Genomic DNA, 25140 nt, shown 5'->3' on the forward strand with positions numbered 1-25140 from the left:
ACAAATACACCTTCGGGGCATTTTTTCTTCTTTTATACGATGACATTTTTATTACACTAAGTTTTGCTGCGGTTTATTAATGAACAGTAGAACAAGATGAAAAAAGCCCTATAGATTAATGATCTCCCAATGTTTATTGTATGACGTACTAAGAAATAAACACGACACAGTTACAGCTTCGCGGCATTTTTTCTTCTTTTATACGATGACATTTTTATTACACTAAGTTTTGCTGTGGTTTATTAATGAACATTAGAACGGGATGAAAAAAGCCTTATTTTTTTTGAACTTTTTCTTGCAATCGAACCAATAAATAGAGAGAGAGAAAAAAGGAGGCTCTAATATGACTGATGAAGAATTACATAGCTGGTTAAAGGAGTTGACAACTGGAAGCGAAAAAGCTTTCGAAATTGTCTATGAAGAAATACACCATCATGTCTATCGAACTATTTATTTTTTAGTGAATAACAAACAAGATGCGAATGATGTAGCAAACGAAGTGTATATTCAATTGATTAAATCCATTCCAAAGTACGATATGAACAAACCTTTCTATTCGTGGCTAAATGGTCTAATCGTTAAACAAACAGCTAATTGGAATAGAAAGCTTTGGAGGAAATTTAATCTTGATAAGAAAAATCAGTTATTTTCAATCGAAGAACGTCCTAGATCAACAGAAGAAACAATGATAACAAATGAAATGAATAGCCAATTATTACAGCATGTTAATAGGCTGCCATATAAATTAAAGGTAGTCATTGTACTTAGATACTTTCATGACAACAGTTTTGAAGAAATTGCAAACACATTAAATATTCCGATTGGAACAGCAAAATCAAGGCATCATCATGCATTAAAAAATCTTCGAAATAAGAAATTGCCAACTGAAAGTGAGGCGTCATTACATGTTCATTGAGAAGGAATTGAAAAGTGAATTCGAGAAAACAGCAAGTAGTATAAAAGAGCCGGAAAGCATAAAAAACAATGCACAACTTGTTTTTAAACATTACCATACCAATAAGAAAGGAATCCGTAATCAAAGGTTTAGCAAGATTGCTATCGCTATGGCGTGTCTATTGTTATTCTCTGGTTTTGCTTTCGCAGCCAATATTATTTACGAATTAACATTTGATAGCTTTGAATTTAACATTTCAGATGACACAATCATAGACATCCCTAGCTTGCAAGAAAAAGAACACATACAAAACACGGTTGAAGATATTCGTAAATCATTGAAGCCTGGGGAATCTGCAATTATGTACAGCTCTGCGTTGGATAATGGTCAGAACGTTTCATTTTCTTTAGCGACCATCAACAATCCTGAGGAAATAAGTATGGAAGATTGGCAAAATCATATGGATGATTACTTTTCTCAATACAAAATACCTCAAGCATTATATAACGGGATGACGCTTAAAGCGGCGCATTACCAAACGGTAGTTGGTGGCGTTGAGCCTGAGATGGCTGAAAAATATTACGATACACTAAAGACTAGATCAACTAAGACTACAGAAAAAATCACATGGGATAATCTAGGGTCTTTTTCTAAAGAACCAAATAACTTATGGAACTTACCAAATTTGATTTATAGAACAAATACAAATGACGAAATTCTTATATCCTATCACCTTCTTACAAATGATGTAGTTTCAATGACATCGTATATGGGAGAGGATTTTAAGCAATTTACGGTAGACGGATATGATGCATTTTACGTTGAATCAAATGAAAGTTTATATACGACTAATAAAGAAAAAATACTAAGTTGGTTTGAAAACAGGAATGGCCAGTTTATTTTATACAACATAACCACTGAATCAGATAATATTACTCAAGAAGATCTAATAGCTATTGCAAATAATATGGAAATAGCAAAATAGAAAACAATCAGTTTTTCAGTATGTAAAACGAGTTCTATGCTGTAAAGTTAGCTCCTATGATAACCAAAATAGCTAGTCACCTATAAGAATAAATTTATAGGTGACCGCTATGTTCTCATACTATCATTTAGTTTTATCACTACTTTTAAATGGCTTGGCAAAAAGAATCGTGTAGTTGTCTTTACTTTACACCCATTGATTAAACTACCTGTAAATCACAATGGAGGCTTTATGAACACAATAACACAATAAAAGATTTTAGATGTAATTAAAATCGACTTTAATCTTATACAATTTTATGCCATCATTTCAAGCTTTCAAAAAGGTAATAATGTAGATACTCCCCAAAATGAAGAATCTGGTGGAAGTAATGGGATTTTCTGTTTACTAAACTCCTTTTAACATTTCTTCACAATATCTTGCATTCTTCCGCAATCTATCTCTTCCAATTTACTCCTTTATTTTTAAAGTTTATAACTTTTATCATACTGCCCTTCCACATTAGTATTTTCAAAAATTAATTTTTCGTGACTGTTACAAATTTTTCTTCTCAATAAAATAATAATCTTGGAGCAGTCGGTGTTCATTTCTTTATTTATTAAGGTACTTTCACAAACTTTTTGCTATTTAGACTAATATAGAACAGCAACAAATGACCTTATTTAACAATAGAAAATATGTTACAACTGCTTTGTTTATATGTATTTATTTCATAGAACAAAAAGCAATAATCAATGCGAAAACTGCTTTTGTTAACAAACATTTATCTTATAAAAACTCAATTCCTTTGTTCATAACAATCCCCATTAAAACAAGTTCCATAATTCTATCTTCAAACTCCTTATCCCATTTTTCTAGTAAGTAATTTAACTATTTTTTATATGTTACATTATTGTAAAAATTTTTTAAATTGTTCTTAAACCATTTACAAACTAATATACATGATTTAGTATATAAAACGAAATGATTACGATTTACCTTTTTAAAACGCTTTAATTACACAAATTTATTAAGTTAGGAGCTAACAACATGAAAATCAACAAATCTTTTTATACTTTAGTTTTTGCTATGAGTCTTATTCTTGCAGGCTGCGGAAACTCTGAAACTGTTAAAACAGGAATATCTGAAAATGAAAAGATAACAATTTATACTACGATTTATCCACTTGAAGATTTTGCGAAAAAAATTGGCGAAGACTATGTTGATGTGAAAAGTATTTACCCTCCAAATGTAGATGCCCATTCTTTTGAGCCGTCTGCAAAAGACATGGTTGCTCTAGCGAAATCTGATTTGTTTATTTACAGTGGAGTTGGTATTGATGCGTTTGCAGAAAATGCTATTAAGTCCTTGAAAAATGAAAGTGTTACTATTTTAGAAGCAGGAGAAGGCATTGAACTATTAGAATCCTCTCAAAACGAGGAACATCTTCACGAAGAGGTAGATGCTGATGCTGAAGAACACGGTCACGAAGAGCAAAATACTAACACTGAAGAGCATGATCATGAAGAGCAAGACACTGAAGCTGAGGAACACGGTGACGAAGAGCAAAATACTGATGCTGAAGAACACGGTCATGAAGAGCAAAATACTGATGCTGAAGAACACGGTCATGAAGAGCAAAATACTGACGCTGAAGAACACGGTCATGAAGAGCAAGATGCTGACGCTGAAGAACACGGTCATGAAGAGCAAAATACTGACGCTGAAGAACACGGTCATGAAGATGAAAGCATTGAAGTGGATGAAGACGAGCATAACCACGGTGATTATGATCCTCACATCTGGTTGGATCCTCTCCGTGCAATCGAACTCGCCGAAAATATCAAAAATAAGTTGAGTGAATTAAAGCCAGAACATGCTTCAATATTTGAAAGCAATTATATTCAGTTAAAAGACAACTTAGAAAAACTTGACGAAGAATTTAAAAGTACAATTGAAAGCTCCAAGACGGATATTATTTTAGTATCTCATGCAGCTTATGGATATTGGGAAGCACGTTATGGTATTGAACAGATCGCTATTACTGGTTTATCTCCTACACAGGAACCTTCATTAAAACAGTTACAAAATATTATTGAAGAATCTAAAGAACATGATCTTCATTATGTTATTTTCGAACAAAGTGTTACACCAAAAGTAGTAAAAACGATCCAGAAGGAATTGGGAGCGGAAGCTCTAACTCTCCATAATCTTGAGTCCTTGACAGAAGAAAATATTAAGCAAGGGGATGACTATTTCAGCATCATGAGAATGAATTTACATACCATAAAGACAGCTTTAAATGATTAATCGTTTTTTAAATAAAACTCAACTTAAGAATGTATACTAACTATCGACCTCAAGACGAGGAATATATTACTCTTATATAATATTTTTAAAATTTCAAATTATAAGATTTATTATTTATCCCCTATTAATATACATAATTAATAGGGGAATTATAACAGGCTATTAAAAGGAGGTTAACATGAATAAGATTATACGAGGTAGTATTATAGATATTACAGGTTTAGCGATTATTGCTTTAACTCTTCTTCTTTTGTCGTTTAGTACAAGCTTTAGTGGTATCTTTACTTTTCCTCCTTCTTTGCTGAATTTGAATACTATTTTTCTAAGTATATTAATAGAAGCTCTTCCTTTTGTTTTGATAGGAGTATTAATTGCTGGAATGATTCAAATTTTCGTAACCGAAGAACATATAGAAAGGTGGATTCCCAAAAATAAAGTAATGGCGGTCATTATGAGTTGCACTGTTGGAGCGCTTTTTCCTGCTTGTGAATGTGGCATCGTTCCAATTGTTCGTAGACTTATTTCTAAGGGTGTGCCGATTTATGCAGCCATTGGTTTTATGTTAACGGGTCCCCTAATCAACCCAATTGTCATTGCGTCTACATATATGGCATTTGGCAACAGTTTTAAAATTGCTGGACTACGAATGGGTTTAGGTTTCTTAATTGCTATTCTGATTGCATTGACAATAAGCGTCGTTCTTAAAGGTAACCCATTAAAAGCGCCAATTAGTATACAAGCTACACATTCACACGCCCATTCAGCTAACAAATCTTTTACGAATAGATTTTGGTCTATGTTAATTCATGCTATTGATGAGTTTTTTGATATGGCAAAATTTCTAATTATTGGTGCTTTTTTAGCAGCGTTTGTACAAACCTATTTACCGGCAAAGGCGTTATTGGAGACAGGTAGCGGTCCCGTTTCTTCTTTACTCGTTATGATGGGATTAGCATTTGTTTTATCCTTATGTTCTGAAGCGGATGCCTTTATCGGTGCGTCCTTTAGTAGTATTTTCCCTACTTCTTCGATTTTAGGTTTCTTAATATTCGGACCAATGATCGACTTAAAAAATACGTTAATGTTGCTAAGTGTATTCCGGTATAAGTTTGTTATCGGCTTGCTTGCTTTGATTTCATCTACAGTATTCATCGTAATCATGATGCTGCAAACTTTTATCTAAGGAGGAAAAACCGTGAAAATTTCTTATCAGCAAGCTTTTAGAGCATTGATACTATTAACATTTTCAGCAATGATCTTAAAGATGCATTCTACTGGAGACATTACCAAATTTATCAACCCTAAATATGTCGGTTTAAGTCAGTCTGCTTCAGTCATTTTTTTATTTTTGTTTTTTATCCAAATAACAAGAATCTGGCGTGTTAAAGATATTAGCCACGAGCATTGCTCCCATGAAGACAATAACTGTGGACATGACCATGGCAATTCAGCTTTTAATGTTAAGAAGTTCCTATCCTATATGATTATTATTTTTCCTTTATTAACTGGGTTTTTTCTGCCTCCGAAAGTTCTCGATTCTTCTATTGCTGCTAAAAAAGGAGGTATGGCGGTTTTATCCAGCCAGAAATCTTCCCAGAAAGATACAAATAATACACCAGCAAATGATACGAATGACGATAATACACAAAGTGATACATCGATTAATGATAATACACAAAGTGATGCTTCGATTGATGATAACCTTGTCAATCCTAATATTACGGAAAGCCAGAAAGAGATTTCAAAGGAAGAATTTACTCAGCTTATTCAAATGCTAGAGACGATGCCTATAATTGAAATGAATGACTTTGTTTTTAATGCCTACTATGAGGAAATTAGTAAAGATGTAAGTAAATTCAAAGGGAGAAATATTGAATTAAAGGGATTTGTTTACAAGGAGGATGGATTTGAAGAAAATCAGCTTGTTATTTCGAGGTTTCTAATTACTCATTGTGTAGCAGATGCCAGCATCATCGGATTCCTCTCAGAGTTCAATGAAGCCTCTAGTATTGAACAGGATACATGGATCGAGGCCAAAGGAGTTTTGGATGTTACGAACTATAACGGAATGGAACTTCCTTACATCAAAATTACTGAATGGAAAACAATAAATGCCCTTAAGGAACCTTATCTTTATCCTATAAATGTAAAAATATTATAATAAAGAAGGAGCGCCCTGGTAACATTATAGCTCTCCCCTTTTGTTAGAGAATTGATTATATTATAACGATCTGCATTCACTCTCATAGTGTGTCGTATCACCATGCAATAGTATCTCATTATTATGATCACCTATTTCCACAGTAGATAAACTTGCACCATGTATAAATGGACCTTTCCATAGTTCTTCAAGAGGTCTGTTTTCAAAATAAGCCATCATCGTTTTAAGTACAATGGCATGGGTAACAAGCAATACATCTTTTCCTTGATTCACATTAATAACATATTTAAGCATATCGAGGCTGCGTTTTTGAACGTCAAAAAAGTTTTCACCAGATTTGCTTTCATAGAGCTGTGGTTTTGACCAAAACAGCGCACTTTCCTTCGGATATTTTTCTCTTACTTCATCGGTCGTTAACCCTTCCCATTCGCCCATTGCCATTTCATACAAACGGGCATCTGTATGCATAGGGATATCTCGTTTTCCAATGATTTGTTTACTAGTTTCTAACGTGCGACCACTTGGGCTAGAATATACAGCATCTATATTTACACTTTCTAGCCTACTCCCAAGGCTTCGAGCCTGTGTGACCCCATATGCTGTAAGGGGTGTATCTTTCCTACCCTGCATCCTTTTTATAACATTCCATTCAGTTTGACCGTGTCTCGTTATATACAAGCGTGTTACATTGTTCTTTGGTTGTTGTTTACTCATATTCATTAATACACCTCTGCCATTTCTTTATTTTCATTTTGTGAGTAGAGAGTTAATTAACATCAATGTAGATTCCATGATTCAATTAGATATTTAGAATTATCCCATTTGATATATGGGTTTTATTTTTAAAAGACTGTTTACACATTGATTGTTGTATTTTGATTTACACATACACAATTATCCTTTGTGGCATCCTTTGATCTGAAAAAAGGTGTTAAACATATAAAACCCTTCTTACTTTGCTAATTTGGTGACAATAGCAGTAAGAGCCTTCTGAAATGAGTATATTTAGCTATAAAATCAATATTCTTCGTTCTAATATTCTATCATTATTAAAAATAGCTCGCGACCCGACTAACATATAATGGTGATTCAAAACTTAGAGAAAAATTTTTAAGAAGTATACTAATTTCCATTATGTTACACAATAAACATAACATGTAAATGAGGTGTTTTTATGCCAAAAGTTATTTCGATAAGTAAGTACATCCCACCTTTTCAAATTAATCAATTGGCAACTCAAGAAATTGCACAAGAGCTCTTTAAAGACAAAATAACTAACCTTGATCGGTATCTTCGTGTATTTGAAAATACTGAAATTGAGAAACGTCATTTTACTAAAAATGTTGATTGGTACAAGCAGGAGCATACGTTCGAAGAAAAAAATAATATTTATATTGAAAGTTCAGTACAATTCGGATCAGAAGCAATTAAAGAATGTTTACACAACGATGTATATTTGAACGAACAGATACACTTTGAAGAGATTGATGCCATCTTTTTCATATCAAGTACAGGAATTGCCACACCAACGATAGAAGCAAAAATTATGAATATCCTTCCTTTTGCTAATCATACGAAGCGTATTCCTATATGGGGATTAGGATGTGCTGGTGGTGTAGCTGGCTTATCCCGTGCATTTGACTATTGTAAAGCTTACCCTCACTCAAAGGTCATCGTCTTGTCAATAGAATTATGTAGTTTAACATTTCAAAAAAACGATGCTTCAAAAAGTAACATAGTCGGAATGTCATTATTTGCTGATGGTGTTGCTGCCTTATGTGTTGTAGGGGATGAAGTAAATGCTGATCAATTATCAACGCTGAATACTCTCCCTCATATTTCATGCACTCAGTCAGTGTTTATGAAAAAATCCGAAGACATTATGGGGTGGGATGTAACTAATGACGGCCTTTCAGTAATCTTCTCAAGGCATATTCCTACATTAGTAAACTCTTGGCTATCACCTGTCGTCCATTCTTTTTTAGAACAACATGACTTAAACATTGATGATATTAATCATTTTATTGCTCATCCAGGAGGAAAAAAAGTCATTGAGGCTTATAAGAGTTGTTTACATATGAGTGATGACTTATTACAACCATTGTTAACAGTTCTTCAACAATATGGCAATATGTCATCCCCAACAGTTTTGTATGTACTTGATTTAGTTATGCGACAGCATGTAAAGCAAGGATCAATAGGCTTAGCCATTGCATTGGGACCAGGATTTTCAGCCGAATTAGCGCTGTTAACATGGAAATAACATTAATGGAGGTGTAAGTATGATTTTTACTATTTTTTTAACTGTTATCATTATTCAACGTCTGTCTGAAATTGCTATTGCAAAATCTAATGAGAAATGGATGCTTACTCAAGGTGGAATAGTCATTCAACAAGATCGTTATCCACTCATCGTGTTACTACATAGTTGCTTCTTCTTATCATTAGTTGTAGAAGTTAATTTTTTTGGAAAAACGTTATCTATAGCTTGGCCATTATTGCTAAGCTTGTTTTTTCTTACTCAAGTTATTCGTGTTTGGGCACTACATTCATTAGGAAAACATTGGAACACGAAGATTATCATTTTACCAAATGTAGACTATGTAACAAAAGGACCCTATAAATATGTTCAACATCCAAATTATGCAGTAGTAATTATCGAGTTCATTCTTATTCCTATTATGTTTGAAGCTTATTTGACCGCCCTTGTTTTTACTGTATTAAATGCAGTGGTTCTAAAACATCGCATTAAGCTTGAGGAAAATATGCTAGCGAAATATATGATTAGCAATGAGTTAAATAATAAACCAAGGTTCATTCCATTGCTGAAGAATTAGCGAAGTTAATCCAAGCTCAAAATAAGATAACACCCAAGTTAAGGGTGTTATCCTCCAAGGAAAATGGCACCATAGCCAAGTGCTGCAACAATCACATAAGCTGGATGAACTTTCCATTTTTCCAATAGCAAATAGCTAAGAATTATTAAGATACCTGTTTGTAGCGTACCTGAGCCTTCATACGAATTAACAAAAAAGCGCATAGCCATTAACCCTAGTAACACAGCAATCGTAGGCCTTATAAAAGCAGTCATACGCTTCACTTTTGGCGAGTCTTTAAATTTATATAAAATACTTAATAACGTAACCATTAAGATAAGTGAAGGTGCGACAGTTGCAAAAATCGCGGTGACTGCACCAAGGACACCACCTTGTTGGTACCCTATGTATCCGGCCATTTTTGTTGCAATTGGGCCTGGCAATGCATTTCCAATTGCTATAACTTCACTAAATTCATTAACAGTCAACCAATGATAACGGTGTACAACCTCATTTTCAACTAACGGAATTGAAGCAGGTCCACCACCGTACCCAAGTATTCCTGGTATAAAGAAAGCAAGGAATATTTGCCAATATATCATTTGGAAGTCCCTCCTATTTTATCTTTTTTCATGAGAGCTACCAATAATAAAATGGCAATAATGACTCCAGGGTGTACATTCAATACTTCTAATAACAATAAACTAACAAGCGCTAAAAAAATTGTCTTTGACCAGCCCAGTCCTTTTTGAGCGTTATTTAAAAACTGCCATGTTAATACAGCTAGCATTACCCCAACCACTGGAATTACCGCTTTTGTCATCCCAATAACCCACGGTTGGTCTTTGACAGATGTTAATGATGTTAACAACAGAACCATCAGCAAAATTGTTGGAACAATTGTCGCGAGTACTGCATTGATCATCCCTAATATACCAGCAACACGAAAACCAATATATCCAGCCATCTTTGTTGCAATGGGGCCAGGTAACGCGTTACCTAATGCTAGCACATCTGCAAACTCATCATCATTCATCCATTTATATTTTTCCACAACTTCCTTATGTACTAGTGGAATACTGGACGGGCCACCACCATAACCTAGCATACCCACTCTAAAAAATGCTAAAAAAAGGTGTATTTGCTTCATCTTCATCATTTCCTTTTTAAGTACAAGTTACTTTAAACCATAACCTATTTCATTGGATTTCTAATATGCCGCAATAGTACCATCTGTACGTGACTCTGTACCACCAGAGAGCACACCCGTTTGCTTGTCACGACAAATTATTTGACCACGACCAAACTCTCCACGATCTGTTGCAATTTCAATCTCATGACCTTTTCGAGCTAGTTGTTGAGCTATATGATTCGGGAAGTTATGCTCTACTCTAACTTTTTTACCATCAATCCACTGCCACCTAGGGGCATCAAGTGCTGCTTGTGGATTTAAATGAAAGTCAATCATATTCATTACGACTTGTAAATGACCTTGGGGCTGCATATACCCTCCCATTACACCAAATGGTCCAACCGCCTCATTATCTTTCGTTAAAAACCCTGGAATAATTGTGTGGTAAGTTTTTTTACCAGGTTGTAGTGCGTTTTCGTGCGTTTCGTCGAGCGAGAACTCTTGTCCACGATTTTGCAGAGCAATACCAGTGCCTGGAACAACTAAACCTGATCCAAACCCCATGTAATTACTTTGGATGAATGAAACCATATTTCCTTCTTCATCAGCTGTCGCTAAATAAACTGTACCGCCCTTTGGTGGTTTACCAGCTTCTGGTAATATAGCTTGATCAGTTATTTCGTTTCGTCTAATTTGTCCATATTCATCAGACAGTAGTTCGTTAACTGAAGTAGACATATGGTCTGGATCAGTTATATATGCTTTACCATCAGTAAATGCCAGTTTCATTGCTTCAATTTGCTTATGATATGTATTAACATCGTCTTTACTTGAGAAATTAAATCCTTTAAGTGTGTTAAGTGCCATTAAAGCAATAAGGCCTTGTCCGTTAGGAGGGATCTCCCATACATCATAACCACGATAATTAACTGAAATAGGTTTTACCCATTCAGGTTTATATGATGCAAGATCTTCCAATGCTAAAAAGCCATCATATTGTTTTGAGAAAGCTGCGATTTTTTCTGCAAGCTCCCCTCGATAAAAGCTCTCTCCATTTGTTTCAGCAATTAAACGTAAAGTTTCCGCATGTCCTTGAGAACGCCAAAGCTCCCCAATTTCAGGTGCCCTTCCTTCAGGAGCAAACGTTTCAAACCAATGAGTAAATTCTTTATCAGTTAATATTTTTTTGAATATTTTATAAGCTGAATTCCAATACTTACCTAATATAGGTGATATCGGATAACCCTTTTCAGCATATTCGATTGCTGGCGCTAAGACATCAGTCAATGGTAGTTTACCGAATTTTTTTGAAAGCTCTGCCCATGCACTCGGTGCACCAGGTACGGTAACCGGTAACCAACCGAATTTAGGCATTTTCTCATAACCCTTCGATTTAACCGCATCAATTGAAATATTTTTAGGAGCTGGGCCACTTGCATTTAGACCATGCAGTTCTCCTTTCGTCCAAACTAATGCAAAAGCATCGCCACCAATACCATTAGAAGTTGGTTCTACAACAGTTAAACATGCTGCTGTTGCTATAGCTGCATCAATGGCATTTCCACCTTTTTTCAAAATATCTAAGCCAGCTTGAGCTGCTAAAGGTTGTGATGTGGCTACCATACCTTTGCTAGCAAAGGTTGTCATTCGTTGTGAAGAATAAGGATAATTTAAGAAATCTATACTCATCTGTTTTTACACCCCATTAACTTTCAATTGTTAACATAAAAAATATTCTAATTGTAGATTATAAATTAATCACTCAGAAAAATCTATTATTTAATAAGAATTCCCTACATGTTGTACTAAATATGATCGTTAGACATTTAAAAATTCACACTAAAGTAAATATATAGAATATTATCCACTAATTTCATGAATTAAACTATCACAACGATGATACCCTTTCAATACGTAATTTACTATATCAATAAAGCATATAAGTTATCAACAGGAACAAAAAAAAGACAGTCTCGCTATGCAATCGAAGACTGACTTTTTCTATTAAACATAAATGTTATTATCGCCATAGCTAATAGTATGGACAATTTGAAATAATAATTTGGAACAAGAAGTCCAATTACAAACAGAGTTAAAATAGTTGATAGCTCTACCAATTTGTTTTTTATCGATTTGTTTTCGATTATAAAATTAGCTAACATGTCACAGCACACCCAAACAACAATACCTACATAAATTGTTGTTTGATGTTCTAACACATCTTCAAGACTAAAAATAAATGCTGTAAAAAATGTTACTAACCCAACCATCTTAATAAGTAAAAATCCAACCTTTTTCATGATGGCCTCCATTATTTTAGAGTTTGTCCTAGTTTCATTAAGGCTGTTTTCGCAATGATTGTTGATATCTGCATTAAACAATAAACAGGAATAAAACGAAATTTTCGTGGCTTCTTTCCCTCGATAAAAACGATGACAATCGACAAAGGCCTCGTTTTGCTGTTGTAAGTTCATACAATGAAGTGTGCGAAAAAGAGCCTTCATAAAAAACATTAACTATGTTAACATATTTTTCATCCATAATCAATGTCAAAATGATGAAGCTATGATGCAGTCGTTGAAGGATAGTAAACTTGTTAAAACAAACTGTATATCTAAAAATTTGGTGAAGTGACTGCTACACCTGATAGAATAGTCCCATCAAGAAAGATGGGACCTTGAGTTGGAAATAAATTTTAAATTAGCTACTTCTCTTACTCGGTAAAAACTCATCTCCACTTTTATTTTGTAAGCTTTTTATCGTTCGTATCACAACATCAAGCTTAACTTCAATACGGTGTAACAAATAAAATGATATGACAATGGGAAAGCCAACTTCACTAACGTAAGAGAACCATTGATCCATTCCAATTCCCCCCTTCATGTACAAAAGTTAGCATAATAAATGATCAATAGACCGCCATACAACATGAACACTCTATGTGATTGATAACTTTACTTAAACGTATTAATGATGAGGGCGACCTTATTAATACACTCAACTTAAGTCAGGTTTTACAATATTTCAATGTCTGTTACATTTCGTTCAACAACACGTGCACCTTTTTTACTTGTAAATTCTCCACCAGATGAAGTGAATACGTTTGATGAAAGGATTGTATCCATGACTGAAGATACATGCGTTGAATCAACTGGTTCTGTTGGATATTCAATAGAGATTGTACTTACTTTCCCTTCTTCATTCCCAAACTTCAGCTCTAAAGTTTTTGCCAAAACTTACACCTCCTCATTACAATATGCATGGTTAATAATGCTCAATTATCACCGTCTACTTTACTAAATTAAAGTTAATATTATTGAACAAGTTGTTGAGAGTCGTTTCTTTCAACACGATGCACTTCATTTTCCTGTAGACTAATAATCGCTTCAGCAGCAGTATAGAGTTCATCTGTTGTTGCTTGTGTTTTCACATTGTTGTAGTTTTTATTACGAAATATTTGCTTTCCTTCCTCATCAATGCCTAAATCGTAAATAACCCGTAATTGAGAGTCAGTTATAATCGCTTGAGCCAAGATTCTCACCTCCTTTCGCTATATTAATAGCGAAAACAAGGTAAAAAGTAGCGTTCAGACACAAAAAAACTACTCAATTTGATGAGTAGCTTTCCTGAAAAAATATACAGCTTATACTTTAAATTGGTTAATGGACTCCTGAAGTTCCATCGCTAAATGGCTTAAAGCCTCTGCAGACGATGCCACCTCCTCCATCGTAGCATTTTGCTCTTCAGCAGCCGCTGCAACATGTTGTGTACTTGCAGCTGCTTGTTCTGCGATCGATGAAGTATGTTCAACTACAGATATAATACTTTGAGCATTGGTGTTCACTTGTTCAACGACAGTAGATACTTCTAATGATTGAGTTGCAATGCCCTTAATACTAGATTCAATCTCACTAAACGCTTGTCCAGTTTGGTTGACGAGGTGTATCCCATCTCGAACAGCAGTTGTTCCAGCATTCATTGCTGTAATTGCTTTCGTAGATTCAACTTGCACTTCATTTATAATGTGATGTATCTTGTTTGCAGCACGACTAGACTCCTCCGCGAGTTTACGAACTTCATCAGCAACTACTGCAAAACCACGCCCGTGCTCTCCAGCTCGAGCAGCCTCTATAGCCGCATTTAATGACAATAGATTAGTTTGATCAGCAATATCAGTTATTAATGAGACAATTTGTCCAATTTGGTTAGATTTTTCCCCAAATGCATCAATGACAATTGAAGTTGCTTCTACTTTATCGTGAACGAGATTCATCTGTTCAACTGTTTGAGTAACGACTGCTGATCCTGATGTAGCTTTTTCCTTCGCAATTTCAGAAGCTTGTGCAACTGATTGAATTGAAGCAGTCACCTCTGTCATTCCTTTAGAAATCTCATTTATCGCCGTTGAAGATTCTTTTGCACCAGTCATTTGCTGCTCTGCACCGCTCGTAATTTCTTGAATATCGTTAGAAATTTGTTCACTAGCTCTACTAGTTTGTTCAGCACTTGCAGTAAGTTGTTGAGAGGATGCAGCAACCTGCTCAACGTTCTTTATCACACTGCGGACTAGATTTGCAACGTTCTTACCCATTACATTAAATGCAGTACCTAACTTACCAATTTCATCTTTATTTTTCACTTGTAAAGGATCAATTGAGAAATCTCCTTTTGCAAGACTGTCTAGTCCATACAATACGTGTAATAATGGTTTTTTAATACTTCTTCTTAAGACAAGTAACAATACAACTGTAATTACGATAATTGCTATCGATACAGCAATTGCCAATAATCTCATTTGTTCAAAAACAACTGTACTTTCCTCACTTGCTTTTATCGCTTCATTTTTGTTAATGGTTAATAATTTATCAACATAGACGTTTGTATTATCAAAAATTTTACTAGCAGTGTTTACCATTTCATTTATTTCATCGATATCCTGGTTGTCTCCCATCTCGTCAATTCTATCAATGAAGTCATAATGAAAGTTGATATACTTTTCCCACAATGACACAAATTCACTAAACAATCTATTTTCTTCAATTAATAGGCCTTTATTTTCATATAACTCAATTTCTTCCTCTATTTTCTCAATCGTATAATCCATTTTATTTTTTATGTTATTTTCTTGTTTATTTATATATGTAAGTTCTAATCTGAATAAATGCTCCTTCATATAATTCAATTTATTAATTGATTCCACACTAGGCAACCACTTTGTCGTGATTTTTTCTGTTTTTTCGTTCATTTGTTGTTGTTGATAAATACCTAGACCGCTAACAAAGAACATTCCTACTATTATAACTGCAAATGATAATGTGAGCTTTTTCCCAACTGAATTCATGATAGCACCCCACGCAACTGTAATGTAATATCTACCTTTAATAATAAAGAATTCCAGTTAGGTTTGTCTATAAAATTTAGGTATCTTACTATTTTCTACTATTTTTCCTATTAATTGTTGTTTATCTTACTAAGAGCTAAAAATGAATAAAATTATCGTTTCTATCAGTTCCTACCCTAGCATCTTTTTATGAAAGGCTCTTTTCGTAAACATTTTTGCTATTGATATCAATTTAATACTATAAAAAGTGGTTTTTATATTGTTAATCATCATTGTACAGAAGAAAAGATGCCACGAACTCTAGTTGTGTTCGTGTTTAACTCTTATTACGAAAAGCAACAATTAATGCGAAAACAGCCTTATGAAAAGACGCTAAAAATCTTATATAACATAAGCAACTTCTCAATTAAGTTAAGTAGAGTTGACAATAAAATAAGGCTTACTCATTCTTTTAAAGAACAAGTAAGCCCACTACTTCAGCTAATTATTTTTTATTTGTAAAAGTTCTCATACAATGACCGTACTGCTCTGTCGACAGCTGATGCTTTAACTCCAAACATCATACTCACTTCAGAAGACCCTTGGTTGATCATTTCAATATTCACTTCAGCTTTTGCAAATGCTTCAGTAGCTTTTGATGCTATTCCTATACTATGATTCATTCCTTCACCAACGACCATAATCATGGCTAAATTTCTCTCAATAGATATATCGTCTACGTGCAATTCTGTTTGAATTCTGTCTAGCAACTTATCTTCTTTTAATCCATCTAGCTGATGCTCGCGCAAAATGATTGACATATTATCAATTCCCGAAGGAGTATGTTCATACGACACACCTTCATCTTCTAGGATTTGCAACAGCCTTCTACCAAAACCTATCTCTCTATTCATTAAGAATTTACTCACATAAATACTACAAAACCCTGTATCACTTGCAATCCCAACAACTGGATTTTCACCAATTTCTCTTTCAGATAAAATGAGTGTGCCTTCTGCTTCAGGATTATTCGTATTCTTTACACAAACTGGTATTTTAGCCTTAAATACTGGCTGTAATGCCTCATCATGAAAAACCGAAAACCCTGCATAAGATAGTTCACGCATTTCACGGTATGATAATTCTTTTATGTCTTTCGGTTGATTAACAATATTTGGATTAACACAATATATAGAATCAACATCAGTAAAGTTTTCATAAAGGTCTGCATGGACGCCAGCTGCAACAATAGCCCCAGTTATATCTGATCCACCTCTTGAGAAAGTAACTAATTGCCCTTTAGGAGAGTAACCAAAAAAACCTGGAATGATTAAAAATCCACTTCTGTTCCTAAGTTTGTACAGATGATCGTAGGATTCAGGTAAAATATTTGCGTTACCAGGCTCCTCACTTACAAAAATTCCTGCTTCTTTCGGATTAACATAATGTGCCTCAAAACCTATGTGATTCAAATAAAATGCCATCAGTTTTGCGTTATTGTCTTCGCCACTTGCTTTTATTCTATCTAAAAATTGCTCATCATCATCTTGATAAGATTCAATTACGTCCTTAATACTTTTTTCAATTTCTGAAACGATATTACTTGATAACTCTAGACCTGCAGCTATCTCAGCATATCGTTGTAAAATTGCAGCTTGAGCCTCTTCATACGTGTCTCTTTCGATAACTTTTTCTGCTAGTGTAATTAGCATATCAGTCATTTTAGTATCTTCTTTATGCCTCTTGCCAGGAGCAGAAACTACGACAAATTTTCTCTGCAAGTCTGCTGTTATTATTGAAGCTACCTTTCTAAATTGCTCAGCACTCGCAACTGAACTACCACCAAATTTTGCCACTTTCATCTTCATTAACACCTTTCCGTCAAGTTAATCATTGCATTAACGCATTAATTTGTTTAAATTTTTATAATATTTTATACTACCACATTTTCAACCTTTTTTGTCAGTATAAAAAATTCCAAATTGTTTAACTACACCTTTCTTTTTCGTTTACTATGCCTTTATTAATGGTTTTTTTTCGCATTAATTGCCCGATTTTCATTATTAAATATAATCACGTTTTCTATTATAAAATTATTGAGGTCTTATAGTAAAAATAGGAATATAGTTTACGAAAAAAACTTATCTAAATATGTATTGTGTTTCATTTTCTAACTACTCTATTACACTAATAAACAGCAATCAATTTCAATCATGTAGCGTCTAGTTTTTCTAGGGAAGAAATGAATTTACAGAAAAAATAAGCTATAACACATTTATCACATATTGTTTTGTTAACATCTAATCAAGGTGGTAAACACCACACATTTTTTTAGCTTTATGAACAATGATGAGCATTTATCAGCACAAATCAATGATTCATTCTTAAAAAATATGTATATTAACATATCATACTTAACAATTTGGAGGAAATTTTAATGAAAAAACTTAGAGCCTTAACATTAGCGGGTGCAATTACATTGAGCGGACTAACTACAAACAATGTACTTGCAAACAGTGAAGAACATACTGACACATCGAAAGTTATTTACTCTGAAACAACAAATAATGAGACACAACATGAAGATGGAAAAAAACAGTCAAATGCAAATTTGTCAACGGTAGATATTGACGCTAATCATATACCTCTTGAAACAATGAAAGAAATAATGAATACAGTGGACGAAGAAAACGAAAGTTCAATGCATGAAGCAATACAAGATTTAGGGATCTCTATTCTTATAGATAACGGGGTTTTCAAATCACCTGACGATCGTCATCTCTATGAACTTAGTCAAAGCGAATTATTCACATTATTAGAATCCGTATATTTGCAGAATGAGGTATCAATATGAGTAAAAATAAAAAAATGTATATATACGAAGTAATGTCGAAAAAGAAATCGGGGGATAAAAAGCTAGAATCCGATCAAATACGTTATCAACGAAAAATTATTCTTGAAGAAGCAAAGGATTATGGTGAAAATGGAAAAAACTACGATTTTCGATGACTAGCAATAAGTAGTTGTCTCAAAAACTAATAACGCTCCTTCGATTAAACTAAAATCCAATCAGGTGGAGATTGTACTTCACCTGATTGAACAACTCCATTTGTGTGGCATTTGATAGACGGAAATCCCATAATTCTTCATATTCTAATTTAACAATATTAGCAGCATAGTGTATGAAAAAGTGGCTTAAATTTAATATGATTAGATCGATTTTCACATTGTTGTACAATCATGTTTCCAAGTATAGATGATCATTGTACTTACGTCATTTTATAAAAGCATTACTGGTTTATTCACTTTTAATGATGTCTAAGCTCAATTCGTTCATCGATGTTTTTCAAAATTAGAAACAAACAATATATGACTACAACATTAAACAATGGAAATAGTATAATCTCACTTATACTAACGTGGACACCTGATAATAATTGACTAATAATCATTCCTGTAATTGCAGTTAGCATTGTAATTCCTTTAACGATTACGATAGATGCAAGTAAATAACCGAAAGAATTTTTTCGTAGTACTAAATAACCTGATAAAATAGAAATTGGTACAAGAAATCCAAGATCTAGTGCTTGTATCACTAACGTGTTATAGTGTTCCAAGCCAATTGGTATTGAATTGTCAATAAGAGCAGGAACAATCCTACCTAGCCACATCAATCCAACTGTTACCCCTATGAATAATAAAAATCCACCTACAAACTTTGTGGGAAACCGGTTATCGAAAACCGAAGAGCTTAGCTTTTTCAAATCAAATGACGTCATGGCGAGTGTAAATGCAAAAAACGCCGCTGACATCAAAAGTACATATATAAGAAAAAATGGATTATACATCGATAGAAAAGAATACGAAGTATACGTATATAAAAAATACCCTAAAGTACCTGTGAGTAAAATATCACCTTTTATTAGTCCCTTCCTAGACATATAGAGAGATATAATAAGTAAAGGAATACCTACTACTATCGTCACGAGATCTTGTGCAATTGCCTGTGACGCTATGGCTATAGAATCATATTGATATAACCCATTTCCTTGTACGGTTACTGTTTCCCCACGTACAGACATAAATTCAAACTGACCTGGTCCTCGATTTGAGAAAACACCATAAACAGATGAAATCAACGACAAGACTATAATAAGTATAACGAGCATCTTAATTACCTTTGCGTGCTTCATATTAGCTCCACTCCCCCATTATGAATGATATGCATATTTCCACCAGAGTTCGCAGTTTAATATATTTCAATGTTTAGCACATAATCTCTCTACTATATTTTACCTTATGATGACCTATACATTCAGTCTATCTAATGACAACTTTATGAATGCTCTTGTTGTAACCTTTTAACAAGAACCTCTAGGCGAAGTTTAATAGCTTGCCATTTTTTATAAGTAAGAATGCTGTGAACTCTAATTGTATAACTATGTATTTCTTAGGACAAAACAACTTTAGAAAGAAGTTGAAGTAAAAATGAATCTCTTTTTGCAGTTAATCGTATTAATTATTGAAGGAACTCAAAAACACGAATCCATTACAAGGAGGAATTAGAAATGATTGTAACAACAACTAATTCATTAGAAGGTAAGAAAATTGAATCGTATTTAGGCATCGTAACAGCTGAGGCTATTATGGGTGCTAACGTCGTCCGAGATTTTTTAGCAAGTGTAACAGACATAATTGGTGGAAGAAGTGGCACATACGAGAGTAAGTTAGCTGAAGGACGTCGTGCAGCAATTGCTGAAATGGAAGGAAAAGCAAAGCAATTAGGTGCTGATGCAGTAATTGCAGTAGACTTAGACTTTGAAACACTAAGAGATGGAATGATGATGGTTGTCGCTACAGGCACTGCAGTGAAATTGGCTAAATAGTACTTTTTATAGAGCTATTTTAAAGTTGCTACTAGAGGTTTTATAAACTATCAACAATATATAAAACAAAAACATGAAGTTATTTCTTAATATGACAATAATAAAAATCATTTATCTAGAAGCATCCAGTAAATATAATGCAAAAGGTAGCAAAGCAATTGCTTCGCTACCTTTGTTTTGTTAAATAAACTCACTAAACTTAACATGGATATCTAAGAATTAGTCACTTCTTTGCGTAAATAATAGTATAAACAGACTGATGATTTTATTAAGTTATCATTCATATAGCTATCTCTTTCGTGCTATGCAAACAGTCACTCTTTGAATACATCACTGGATAAATAGCGTTCACCAGAGTCCGCGGTCATACATATTACAATATCCTGTGGAGATAATTCTTTCGCAACCTGTATAGCTGCGTAAACTGCCGCACCTGAAGACGGTCCAACAAGAATCCCCTCTTTTGATGCAAGATCTCGAACAATACTATATGCTTGATCATCCTCAATTTTGATAATTTCATCGTATATGCTTGTATTTAACGTAGCAGGAATAAACCCCGGACTCGTTCCAACAAGTTTATGCTTACCTGGCTGCCCCCCAGATAAAACAGGCGAGCCCGATGGCTCAACAACATATACCTTTATGCTTTCATATTCTTCTTTTAACGTTTCACCAGTTCCTGTAATCGTACCGCCAGTTCCAGATGTCGCAACGAAAGCTGATGGTGTTTTACCAATTTGCTTCATAGCTTCAATTATTTCAACCGCTGTAGTTGTACGGTGGGCATTTGGGTTTGCTTCGTTTTCAAATTGCATTGGGATAAAACTATTAGGAATCTGTTTCGCTAATTCTTTTGCCTTCTCTATCGCTCCAGGCATACGCTGTTCACCAGGGGTTAAGACAACCTTTGCTCCGTATGCTTTAACAAGGTTAATTCTCTCTTCTGTCATCGTGTCAGGCATAACGATAATAGCTTGATATCCTCTCGCTGCAGCATTCATAGCAAGACCGATACCAGTATTACCAGAAGTAGGCTCAATAATTGTTGAACCAGGCTTTAGCAATCCGTGTTTTTCTGCCTCAATAATCATATTATAGGCGGCACGATCTTTTACACTCCTACTTGGGTTGTAGTATTCAAGCTTAACATAAACCGTTGCTTCATTTTGACCAGTGAGACGATTTAATTTAATAAGTGGTGTATTACCAATTAAATCTGCAATATTTTGCACGACACGCATATGTACACTCCTTCGGGGTCTGCCCCCCAATGCTATAACGCTTCTAAGCGCCGGAGGGCTGACTCCTTGGGGGTTGACGATGTTTAGTTTTTTGTTCGTATGAGTACGCTATTTTAATTAATTTAGTTTCTGTAAATGCTTTTCCGGTCAATGTGAACCCATACGGCTTCCCATCTGTAGTAAAGCCACAAGGTACACTTATTGATGGATAGCCAGCTCTAGCTGCTATATCTGCTCCCGAATCTGAAGGAAATAAAATCACATCAACATCGTACTTATCTATTGCGTAGTCAATCCCTTGGTCTCTCGATAAAGAAATATCATTCGCTCTACTATGAATATATTCCGCCTCTGTTAATGCCCCACTCCTACTTTGGGATTGTAAAAAATAGTGTTGCCCATATTTTAATGCTTTCTCAGGAACACTGTCATTAAAAGAAATGATATCTTCAAGTGTACGGATATGACCGTGATTCAACTTCTTTAAATATGCATTGATTGCTGGCTTAAATTCATAATCCAATACGTTCCAATCCCAGTCGGATTTATAGGATGGAATTGTAATTGATTCTACGATTGTTGCCCCTTCCTCACGCATGACGTCAATAACGGTTTGAATGAGTTTTCTTTCACTAACACAATCGTATTCAACATCTTGAAATACACCAATCTTTGCTCCTTTTAAACCATCTTTATCAAGAAATTGACTATAATCATTCTCCGTTTGCCCTATACTAATGGCTGTCGAAGGATCTTCATGATCTATGCCAGTAATTGAACTTAACAAGATTGCAGCGTCGCTCACATTTCTTGCCATTGGGCCTGCAACATCTTGACTGAAAGCTATCGGAATGATTCCATCACGACTGACAAGACCAACCGTAGGTTTGATGCCAACGAGGGAATTGTTTATAGCTGGGTTTAGTATCGATCCAGATGTCTCAGTTCCTATTGCTGCAGCTGCAAAGTTGGCTGCTATTGCTGCACCGGACCCCGAACTTGAACCTCCAACATCAAACTTGCCAGGTCCGTACGGGTTTAATACTTGTCCACCTTTTGAACTATAGCCAGAAGGCATATTTTCAGCCATATAATTAGCAAATTCAGTCATGTTAGTCTTCCCAAGTATCACTGCCCCTGCTTTTCGTAACTGCTTTACTACAAACGCATCATCAGCAGCATAAGAATCTGCTAGCACTAACGAACCTGCACTCGTATTCATTTTATCATCTGTATCTATATTATCTTTTAATAAAATAGGAATTCCATGCAAGTGGCCGCGAGCTCCTGTTAACTTTCTTTCCCTATCAAGAGATTCTGCAATATGTAGTGCATCAGGATTAATTTGTGCAATGGAATTAATCGCTAGCCCTTTGCTATCAAAGGATGCTATTCTATGTAAAAAATACAAAACAAGTTGCTTAGAAGAAATGAGTTCAGCGTCCATAGCTTCTTGCATTTCAAATATAGTGGATTCTTCTCTCCAATAATTTTTTATACTATTCATGCCTTCTAAATAACCTCCTAAAAATATTACAAACTAAAGTAACAAGTTAAATAAGGCTTTTCGAATTGATTAATGTGTTTCCGTATACATCTAGCCTTCGTGGCATCTTTTCTTCTATATAAAGATGACTGTTAGATGTTATCTTCTAGTTTAGGAACAACTGCAACACACTGTTTTCGAAAAGGTCCTTAAAAATACATTACTATTTATTAACCTACTATGCCATTACGATTAGCGTAAATGGCTGCTTGGGTGCGGTCAGCTACTTCAAGTTTACTGAGGATGTTACTCACATGTGTTTTTACCGTTTTTACCCCAATAAATAATTTATCACTGATCTCTTGATTGGTTAAGCCATCACCTAAACATATTAACACATCTAGTTCTCTATCAGTAAGCTTGTCATGTGGTTTTTCAGAACTATTTCGAAAGCGATTCATCATTTTATTTGCTACTTTTGGTTCAATTACATTTTCTCCACGAAATGCTTTGCGAATTGCATCACTTATTTGATCAGCCCGTGATGTCTTTAGTAAATAACTAAACGCTCCGGCTTCTATTGCCGGAAATACTTGTTCATCATCATAATAGCTTGTTAAAATGATGACTTTACACGCTGGATTGATAGCCATCACTTGCTTAGTTGCATCGATGCCTGTACCGCCCTCCATTAACAAATCCATTAACACAACGTCAGGTTTGTTCTTTTTTACTAGTTCAATTCCTTCCTTGCCATTTTTACCTTCACCAACTACCTCAATATCCCGCTCAGTCATAAGATAGGAGATGATACCTCTTCTTACCATTTCATGATCATCTACAACGACCACTTTAATTTTCTCCTCCATCGTGTTCTCCTCCTTTAAAAGGTATGCGAATATCGATATATGTTCCTTCTCCAACATTGGATTTCACGCTAAATTGTCCACCAATTTCTTCACACCGTTCTTTCATCGTGTGTAGACCATATGAAGCCATTTTTAAATTCGTTACATCAAAGCCTTTGCCATTATCATATACGTGTAAAAAAATATACTGATCTCTTTTATATAAGTCGATTTTCATCTTTGATGCGTCAGCATGACGTAAACTATTTGCTAAAGCTTCTTGAACAATTCTAAATAAATGATCCTCCACTGCAAATGAAAGGTCATTTATATTTTGGATAGAAACTTTAAATTTGATCGGGCATCTTTGCTCTAACTCATTAACAAGCTGGTTAATTGCTTGATCGAGAGGCTCTCCTGACAAACGCACAGGTCTGAGATGAAGCAAGAGAGCTCGCATTTCAACTTGAGCTTGACCAGCCATATCTCCTATTTCTTGAAGCTGTTTCTTAGCTAAATTTGGGTCATCATCAATAAGTCGGACTGCAGCTGACGATAACATACTTAACGCAAAAAGTTGTTGACTTACTGCATCATGAAGATCTCTAGCTAGTCTTTGTCGTTCTTCAACAACCGCAACTGTATGCGCATTATTAGCTAACTCTGCTTTTTGCTCTGCAAGCCGTTGTAAGGAATCTACTTGTCCCTCAATCTTTATCGCTAGTTGGTTTAATTCATCACTAATTCTACCAATTTCATCTTTTTCTTCACTTTGTATACGCTCTGATAAATTCCCTCTCGATAACACTGTTATATATGTTGAAACATCCTCTATTCTTTTTTTGATAGACATGCTATTTCGGTAGCCAATAAAAACACCCGATCCTATTGATATACATGTAACAAACAACGTCATCCACAAGATTGTAGGAATGTGTATGGATTGTGTAGGAAAAAACAAGAAAAACAGCTGTAAACCAACAAAGAAAAGGATAGTTGACACTAGAGCAGCTACGAGATGGGATCGAATAAATTGAAAACGTATACTTATAATATTTTTAAGCATGAGCTTTTCCTC

25 protein-coding genes and 1 pseudogene are annotated in these 25140 nt (G+C 34.6%); 10 read left to right on the plus strand and 16 right to left on the minus strand.

All coding sequences use genetic code 11. The features are described from left to right. The first annotated feature begins 343 nt into the window (after nucleotides 1–343). The 5 genes from JM172_RS06690 (at nucleotide 344) to JM172_RS06710 (ending at nucleotide 6330) form a co-directional block, all read left to right on the plus strand. Nucleotides 344–916 carry a sigma-70 family RNA polymerase sigma factor gene (locus JM172_RS06690; RefSeq protein WP_214481323.1) on the plus strand — a complete coding sequence of 191 codons (573 nt, stop codon included), beginning with the start codon at nucleotides 344–346 and terminating at the stop codon, nucleotides 914–916. Continuing rightward, nucleotides 906–1880 carry a hypothetical protein gene (locus tag JM172_RS06695; RefSeq protein ID WP_214481324.1) on the plus strand — a complete coding sequence of 325 codons (975 nt, stop codon included), beginning with the start codon at nucleotides 906–908 and terminating at the stop codon, nucleotides 1878–1880. Before JM172_RS06690 ends, JM172_RS06695 begins: the two co-directional genes overlap by 11 nt. A gap of 1029 nt (nucleotides 1881–2909) precedes the next feature. Beyond that, entirely contained in the window at nucleotides 2910–4169 is a 1260-nt protein-coding gene (locus tag JM172_RS06700) for a metal ABC transporter solute-binding protein, Zn/Mn family (RefSeq protein ID WP_214481325.1), read from the plus strand. A 178-nt stretch (nucleotides 4170–4347) separates the two neighbouring features. Beyond that, the gene (locus tag JM172_RS06705; RefSeq protein WP_214481326.1) at nucleotides 4348–5352 is read left to right on the plus strand and encodes a permease; all 1005 of its coding nucleotides are present in this window, start codon (nucleotides 4348–4350) and stop codon (nucleotides 5350–5352) included. A gap of 12 nt (nucleotides 5353–5364) precedes the next feature. Then, nucleotides 5365–6330 (plus strand): TIGR03943 family putative permease subunit, encoded by a 966-nt coding sequence (locus tag JM172_RS06710; protein WP_214481327.1) that lies wholly within the window; start codon nucleotides 5365–5367, stop codon nucleotides 6328–6330. Between the two features lie 60 nt (nucleotides 6331–6390). Here JM172_RS06710 and JM172_RS06715 read toward each other — a convergent pair whose 3' ends face one another. After that, a complete protein-coding gene (locus tag JM172_RS06715) occupies nucleotides 6391–7044 on the minus strand; it encodes a histidine phosphatase family protein (protein WP_214481328.1) in 654 nt (217 codons plus the stop codon). Between the two features lie 460 nt (nucleotides 7045–7504). Between JM172_RS06715 and JM172_RS06720 the strand changes: the two genes are divergently transcribed. Both JM172_RS06720 and JM172_RS06725 read left to right on the plus strand, forming a co-directional pair. Next, on the plus strand, nucleotides 7505–8593 hold the full coding sequence (locus tag JM172_RS06720; RefSeq protein WP_214481329.1) for a type III polyketide synthase: 1089 nt from the start codon (nucleotides 7505–7507) through the stop codon (nucleotides 8591–8593). Between the two features lie 19 nt (nucleotides 8594–8612). Continuing rightward, nucleotides 8613–9167 (plus strand): isoprenylcysteine carboxyl methyltransferase family protein, encoded by a 555-nt coding sequence (locus JM172_RS06725; protein ID WP_214481330.1) that lies wholly within the window; start codon nucleotides 8613–8615, stop codon nucleotides 9165–9167. Nucleotides 9168–9214: 47 nt separating this feature from the next. Here the strand turns inward: JM172_RS06725 and JM172_RS06730 are convergent, their stop codons facing one another. The 10 genes and pseudogenes from JM172_RS06730 to JM172_RS06770 all read right to left on the minus strand — a co-directional run bounded on the left by JM172_RS06730 (nucleotide 9215) and on the right by JM172_RS06770 (nucleotide 17460). Further along, nucleotides 9215–9748 carry a chromate transporter gene (locus tag JM172_RS06730; RefSeq protein WP_214481331.1) on the minus strand — a complete coding sequence of 178 codons (534 nt, stop codon included), beginning with the start codon at nucleotides 9746–9748 and terminating at the stop codon, nucleotides 9215–9217. Next, a complete protein-coding gene (locus JM172_RS06735) occupies nucleotides 9745–10296 on the minus strand; it encodes a chromate transporter (RefSeq protein WP_214481332.1) in 552 nt (183 codons plus the stop codon). The genes JM172_RS06730 and JM172_RS06735 overlap by 4 nt, the downstream gene beginning before the upstream one ends. A 60-nt stretch (nucleotides 10297–10356) precedes the next feature. Beyond that, nucleotides 10357–11967, minus strand: coding sequence for a gamma-glutamyltransferase (ggt, locus tag JM172_RS06740; protein WP_214481333.1), 1611 nt, complete (start codon nucleotides 11965–11967; stop codon nucleotides 10357–10359). Between the two features lie 287 nt (nucleotides 11968–12254). Continuing rightward, nucleotides 12255–12578 carry a hypothetical protein gene (locus tag JM172_RS06745; RefSeq protein WP_214481334.1) on the minus strand — a complete coding sequence of 108 codons (324 nt, stop codon included), beginning with the start codon at nucleotides 12576–12578 and terminating at the stop codon, nucleotides 12255–12257. A gap of 400 nt (nucleotides 12579–12978) precedes the next feature. Continuing rightward, nucleotides 12979–13143, minus strand: a complete 165-nt coding sequence (locus JM172_RS06750) for a YvrJ family protein (protein ID WP_214481335.1) — start codon at nucleotides 13141–13143, stop codon at nucleotides 12979–12981. Between the two features lie 149 nt (nucleotides 13144–13292). Beyond that, a complete protein-coding gene (locus JM172_RS06755; RefSeq protein WP_214481336.1) occupies nucleotides 13293–13511 on the minus strand; it encodes a DUF2922 domain-containing protein in 219 nt (72 codons plus the stop codon). A gap of 80 nt (nucleotides 13512–13591) precedes the next feature. Continuing rightward, nucleotides 13592–13810, minus strand: coding sequence for a DUF1659 domain-containing protein (locus tag JM172_RS06760; RefSeq protein ID WP_250886544.1), 219 nt, complete (start codon nucleotides 13808–13810; stop codon nucleotides 13592–13594). Nucleotides 13811–13921: 111 nt separating this feature from the next. Next, the gene (locus JM172_RS25620; RefSeq protein ID WP_483297246.1) at nucleotides 13922–14869 is read right to left on the minus strand and encodes a methyl-accepting chemotaxis protein; all 948 of its coding nucleotides are present in this window, start codon (nucleotides 14867–14869) and stop codon (nucleotides 13922–13924) included. Further along, nucleotides 14870–15619 (minus strand): annotated as a pseudogene (locus JM172_RS25625) (MCP four helix bundle domain-containing protein); the annotation flags it as partial. It abuts the gene before it with no gap. Nucleotides 15620–16110: 491 nt separating this feature from the next. Next, nucleotides 16111–17460 (minus strand): aspartate kinase, encoded by a 1350-nt coding sequence (locus JM172_RS06770; RefSeq protein WP_214481338.1) that lies wholly within the window; start codon nucleotides 17458–17460, stop codon nucleotides 16111–16113. Between the two features lie 575 nt (nucleotides 17461–18035). Here JM172_RS06770 and JM172_RS06775 point away from each other — a divergent pair. Together JM172_RS06775 and JM172_RS06780 are read left to right on the plus strand one after the other, a co-directional pair. Further along, nucleotides 18036–18452, plus strand: coding sequence for a Fur-regulated basic protein FbpA (locus JM172_RS06775; protein ID WP_214481339.1), 417 nt, complete (start codon nucleotides 18036–18038; stop codon nucleotides 18450–18452). Then, a complete protein-coding gene (locus JM172_RS06780; RefSeq protein ID WP_214481340.1) occupies nucleotides 18449–18607 on the plus strand; it encodes a hypothetical protein in 159 nt (52 codons plus the stop codon). The genes JM172_RS06775 and JM172_RS06780 overlap by 4 nt, the downstream gene beginning before the upstream one ends. A 299-nt stretch (nucleotides 18608–18906) precedes the next feature. Here JM172_RS06780 and JM172_RS06785 read toward each other — a convergent pair whose 3' ends face one another. Continuing rightward, nucleotides 18907–19791, minus strand: a complete 885-nt coding sequence (locus JM172_RS06785; RefSeq protein ID WP_214481341.1) for a hypothetical protein — start codon at nucleotides 19789–19791, stop codon at nucleotides 18907–18909. Nucleotides 19792–20166: 375 nt separating this feature from the next. On the opposite strand from JM172_RS06785, the gene JM172_RS06790 reads away from it, so the two are divergent. Next, a complete protein-coding gene (locus JM172_RS06790) occupies nucleotides 20167–20484 on the plus strand; it encodes a YbjQ family protein (RefSeq protein ID WP_214481342.1) in 318 nt (105 codons plus the stop codon). A 314-nt stretch (nucleotides 20485–20798) separates the two neighbouring features. Here the strand turns inward: JM172_RS06790 and cysK are convergent, their stop codons facing one another. The 4 genes from cysK to JM172_RS06810 all read right to left on the minus strand — a co-directional run bounded on the left by cysK (nucleotide 20799) and on the right by JM172_RS06810 (nucleotide 25128). Further along, entirely contained in the window at nucleotides 20799–21728 is a 930-nt protein-coding gene (gene cysK / locus JM172_RS06795; protein WP_214481343.1) for a cysteine synthase A, read from the minus strand. 43 nt (nucleotides 21729–21771) lie between these two features. Continuing rightward, nucleotides 21772–23235, minus strand: a complete 1464-nt coding sequence (locus tag JM172_RS06800; RefSeq protein WP_214481344.1) for an amidase family protein — start codon at nucleotides 23233–23235, stop codon at nucleotides 21772–21774. Nucleotides 23236–23444: 209 nt separating this feature from the next. Beyond that, the gene (locus JM172_RS06805) at nucleotides 23445–24083 is read right to left on the minus strand and encodes a response regulator transcription factor (protein WP_214481345.1); all 639 of its coding nucleotides are present in this window, start codon (nucleotides 24081–24083) and stop codon (nucleotides 23445–23447) included. Next, entirely contained in the window at nucleotides 24067–25128 is a 1062-nt protein-coding gene (locus JM172_RS06810) for a HAMP domain-containing sensor histidine kinase (RefSeq protein ID WP_214481346.1), read from the minus strand. The genes JM172_RS06805 and JM172_RS06810 overlap by 17 nt, the downstream gene beginning before the upstream one ends. Between the last annotated feature and the right edge of the window lie 12 nt (nucleotides 25129–25140).

Origin of the sequence: Bacillus sp. SM2101 (assembly GCF_018588585.1) — a bacterium.
GTDB classification, from domain to species: domain Bacteria; phylum Bacillota; class Bacilli; order Bacillales; family SM2101; genus Nanhaiella; species Nanhaiella sioensis.

Bases quoted from the DNA above. Each gene is read 5' to 3' on its own strand.
- JM172_RS06770 (WP_214481338.1), bottom strand. From the start codon at position 17,460: ATGAAAGTGGCAAAATTTGGTGGTAGTTCAGTTGCGAGTGCTGAGCAA.
- JM172_RS06785 (WP_214481341.1), bottom strand. From the start codon at position 19,791: ATGAAGCACGCAAAGGTAATTAAGATGCTCGTTATACTTATTATAGTC.
- JM172_RS06745 (WP_214481334.1), bottom strand. From the start codon at position 12,578: ATGAAAAAGGTTGGATTTTTACTTATTAAGATGGTTGGGTTAGTAACA.
- JM172_RS06780 (WP_214481340.1), top strand. From the start codon at position 18,449: ATGAGTAAAAATAAAAAAATGTATATATACGAAGTAATGTCGAAAAAG.
- JM172_RS06690 (WP_214481323.1), top strand. From the start codon at position 344: ATGACTGATGAAGAATTACATAGCTGGTTAAAGGAGTTGACAACTGGA.
- JM172_RS06725 (WP_214481330.1), top strand. From the start codon at position 8,613: ATGATTTTTACTATTTTTTTAACTGTTATCATTATTCAACGTCTGTCT.
- JM172_RS06805 (WP_214481345.1), bottom strand. From the start codon at position 24,083: ATGGAGGAGAAAATTAAAGTGGTCGTTGTAGATGATCATGAAATGGTA.
- JM172_RS25620 (WP_483297246.1), bottom strand. From the start codon at position 14,869: ATGGGTAAGAACGTTGCAAATCTAGTCCGCAGTGTGATAAAGAACGTT.
- JM172_RS06800 (WP_214481344.1), bottom strand. From the start codon at position 23,235: ATGAATAGTATAAAAAATTATTGGAGAGAAGAATCCACTATATTTGAA.
- JM172_RS06730 (WP_214481331.1), bottom strand. From the start codon at position 9,748: ATGATATATTGGCAAATATTCCTTGCTTTCTTTATACCAGGAATACTT.
- JM172_RS06700 (WP_214481325.1), top strand. From the start codon at position 2,910: ATGAAAATCAACAAATCTTTTTATACTTTAGTTTTTGCTATGAGTCTT.
- JM172_RS06735 (WP_214481332.1), bottom strand. From the start codon at position 10,296: ATGAAGCAAATACACCTTTTTTTAGCATTTTTTAGAGTGGGTATGCTA.
- JM172_RS06810 (WP_214481346.1), bottom strand. From the start codon at position 25,128: ATGCTTAAAAATATTATAAGTATACGTTTTCAATTTATTCGATCCCAT.
- cysK (WP_214481343.1), bottom strand. From the start codon at position 21,728: ATGCGTGTCGTGCAAAATATTGCAGATTTAATTGGTAATACACCACTT.
- JM172_RS06750 (WP_214481335.1), bottom strand. From the start codon at position 13,143: ATGGATCAATGGTTCTCTTACGTTAGTGAAGTTGGCTTTCCCATTGTC.
- ggt (WP_214481333.1), bottom strand. From the start codon at position 11,967: ATGAGTATAGATTTCTTAAATTATCCTTATTCTTCACAACGAATGACA.
- JM172_RS06695 (WP_214481324.1), top strand. From the start codon at position 906: ATGTTCATTGAGAAGGAATTGAAAAGTGAATTCGAGAAAACAGCAAGT.
- JM172_RS06705 (WP_214481326.1), top strand. From the start codon at position 4,348: ATGAATAAGATTATACGAGGTAGTATTATAGATATTACAGGTTTAGCG.
- JM172_RS06790 (WP_214481342.1), top strand. From the start codon at position 20,167: ATGATTGTAACAACAACTAATTCATTAGAAGGTAAGAAAATTGAATCG.
- JM172_RS06715 (WP_214481328.1), bottom strand. From the start codon at position 7,044: ATGAGTAAACAACAACCAAAGAACAATGTAACACGCTTGTATATAACG.
- JM172_RS06720 (WP_214481329.1), top strand. From the start codon at position 7,505: ATGCCAAAAGTTATTTCGATAAGTAAGTACATCCCACCTTTTCAAATT.
- JM172_RS06775 (WP_214481339.1), top strand. From the start codon at position 18,036: ATGAAAAAACTTAGAGCCTTAACATTAGCGGGTGCAATTACATTGAGC.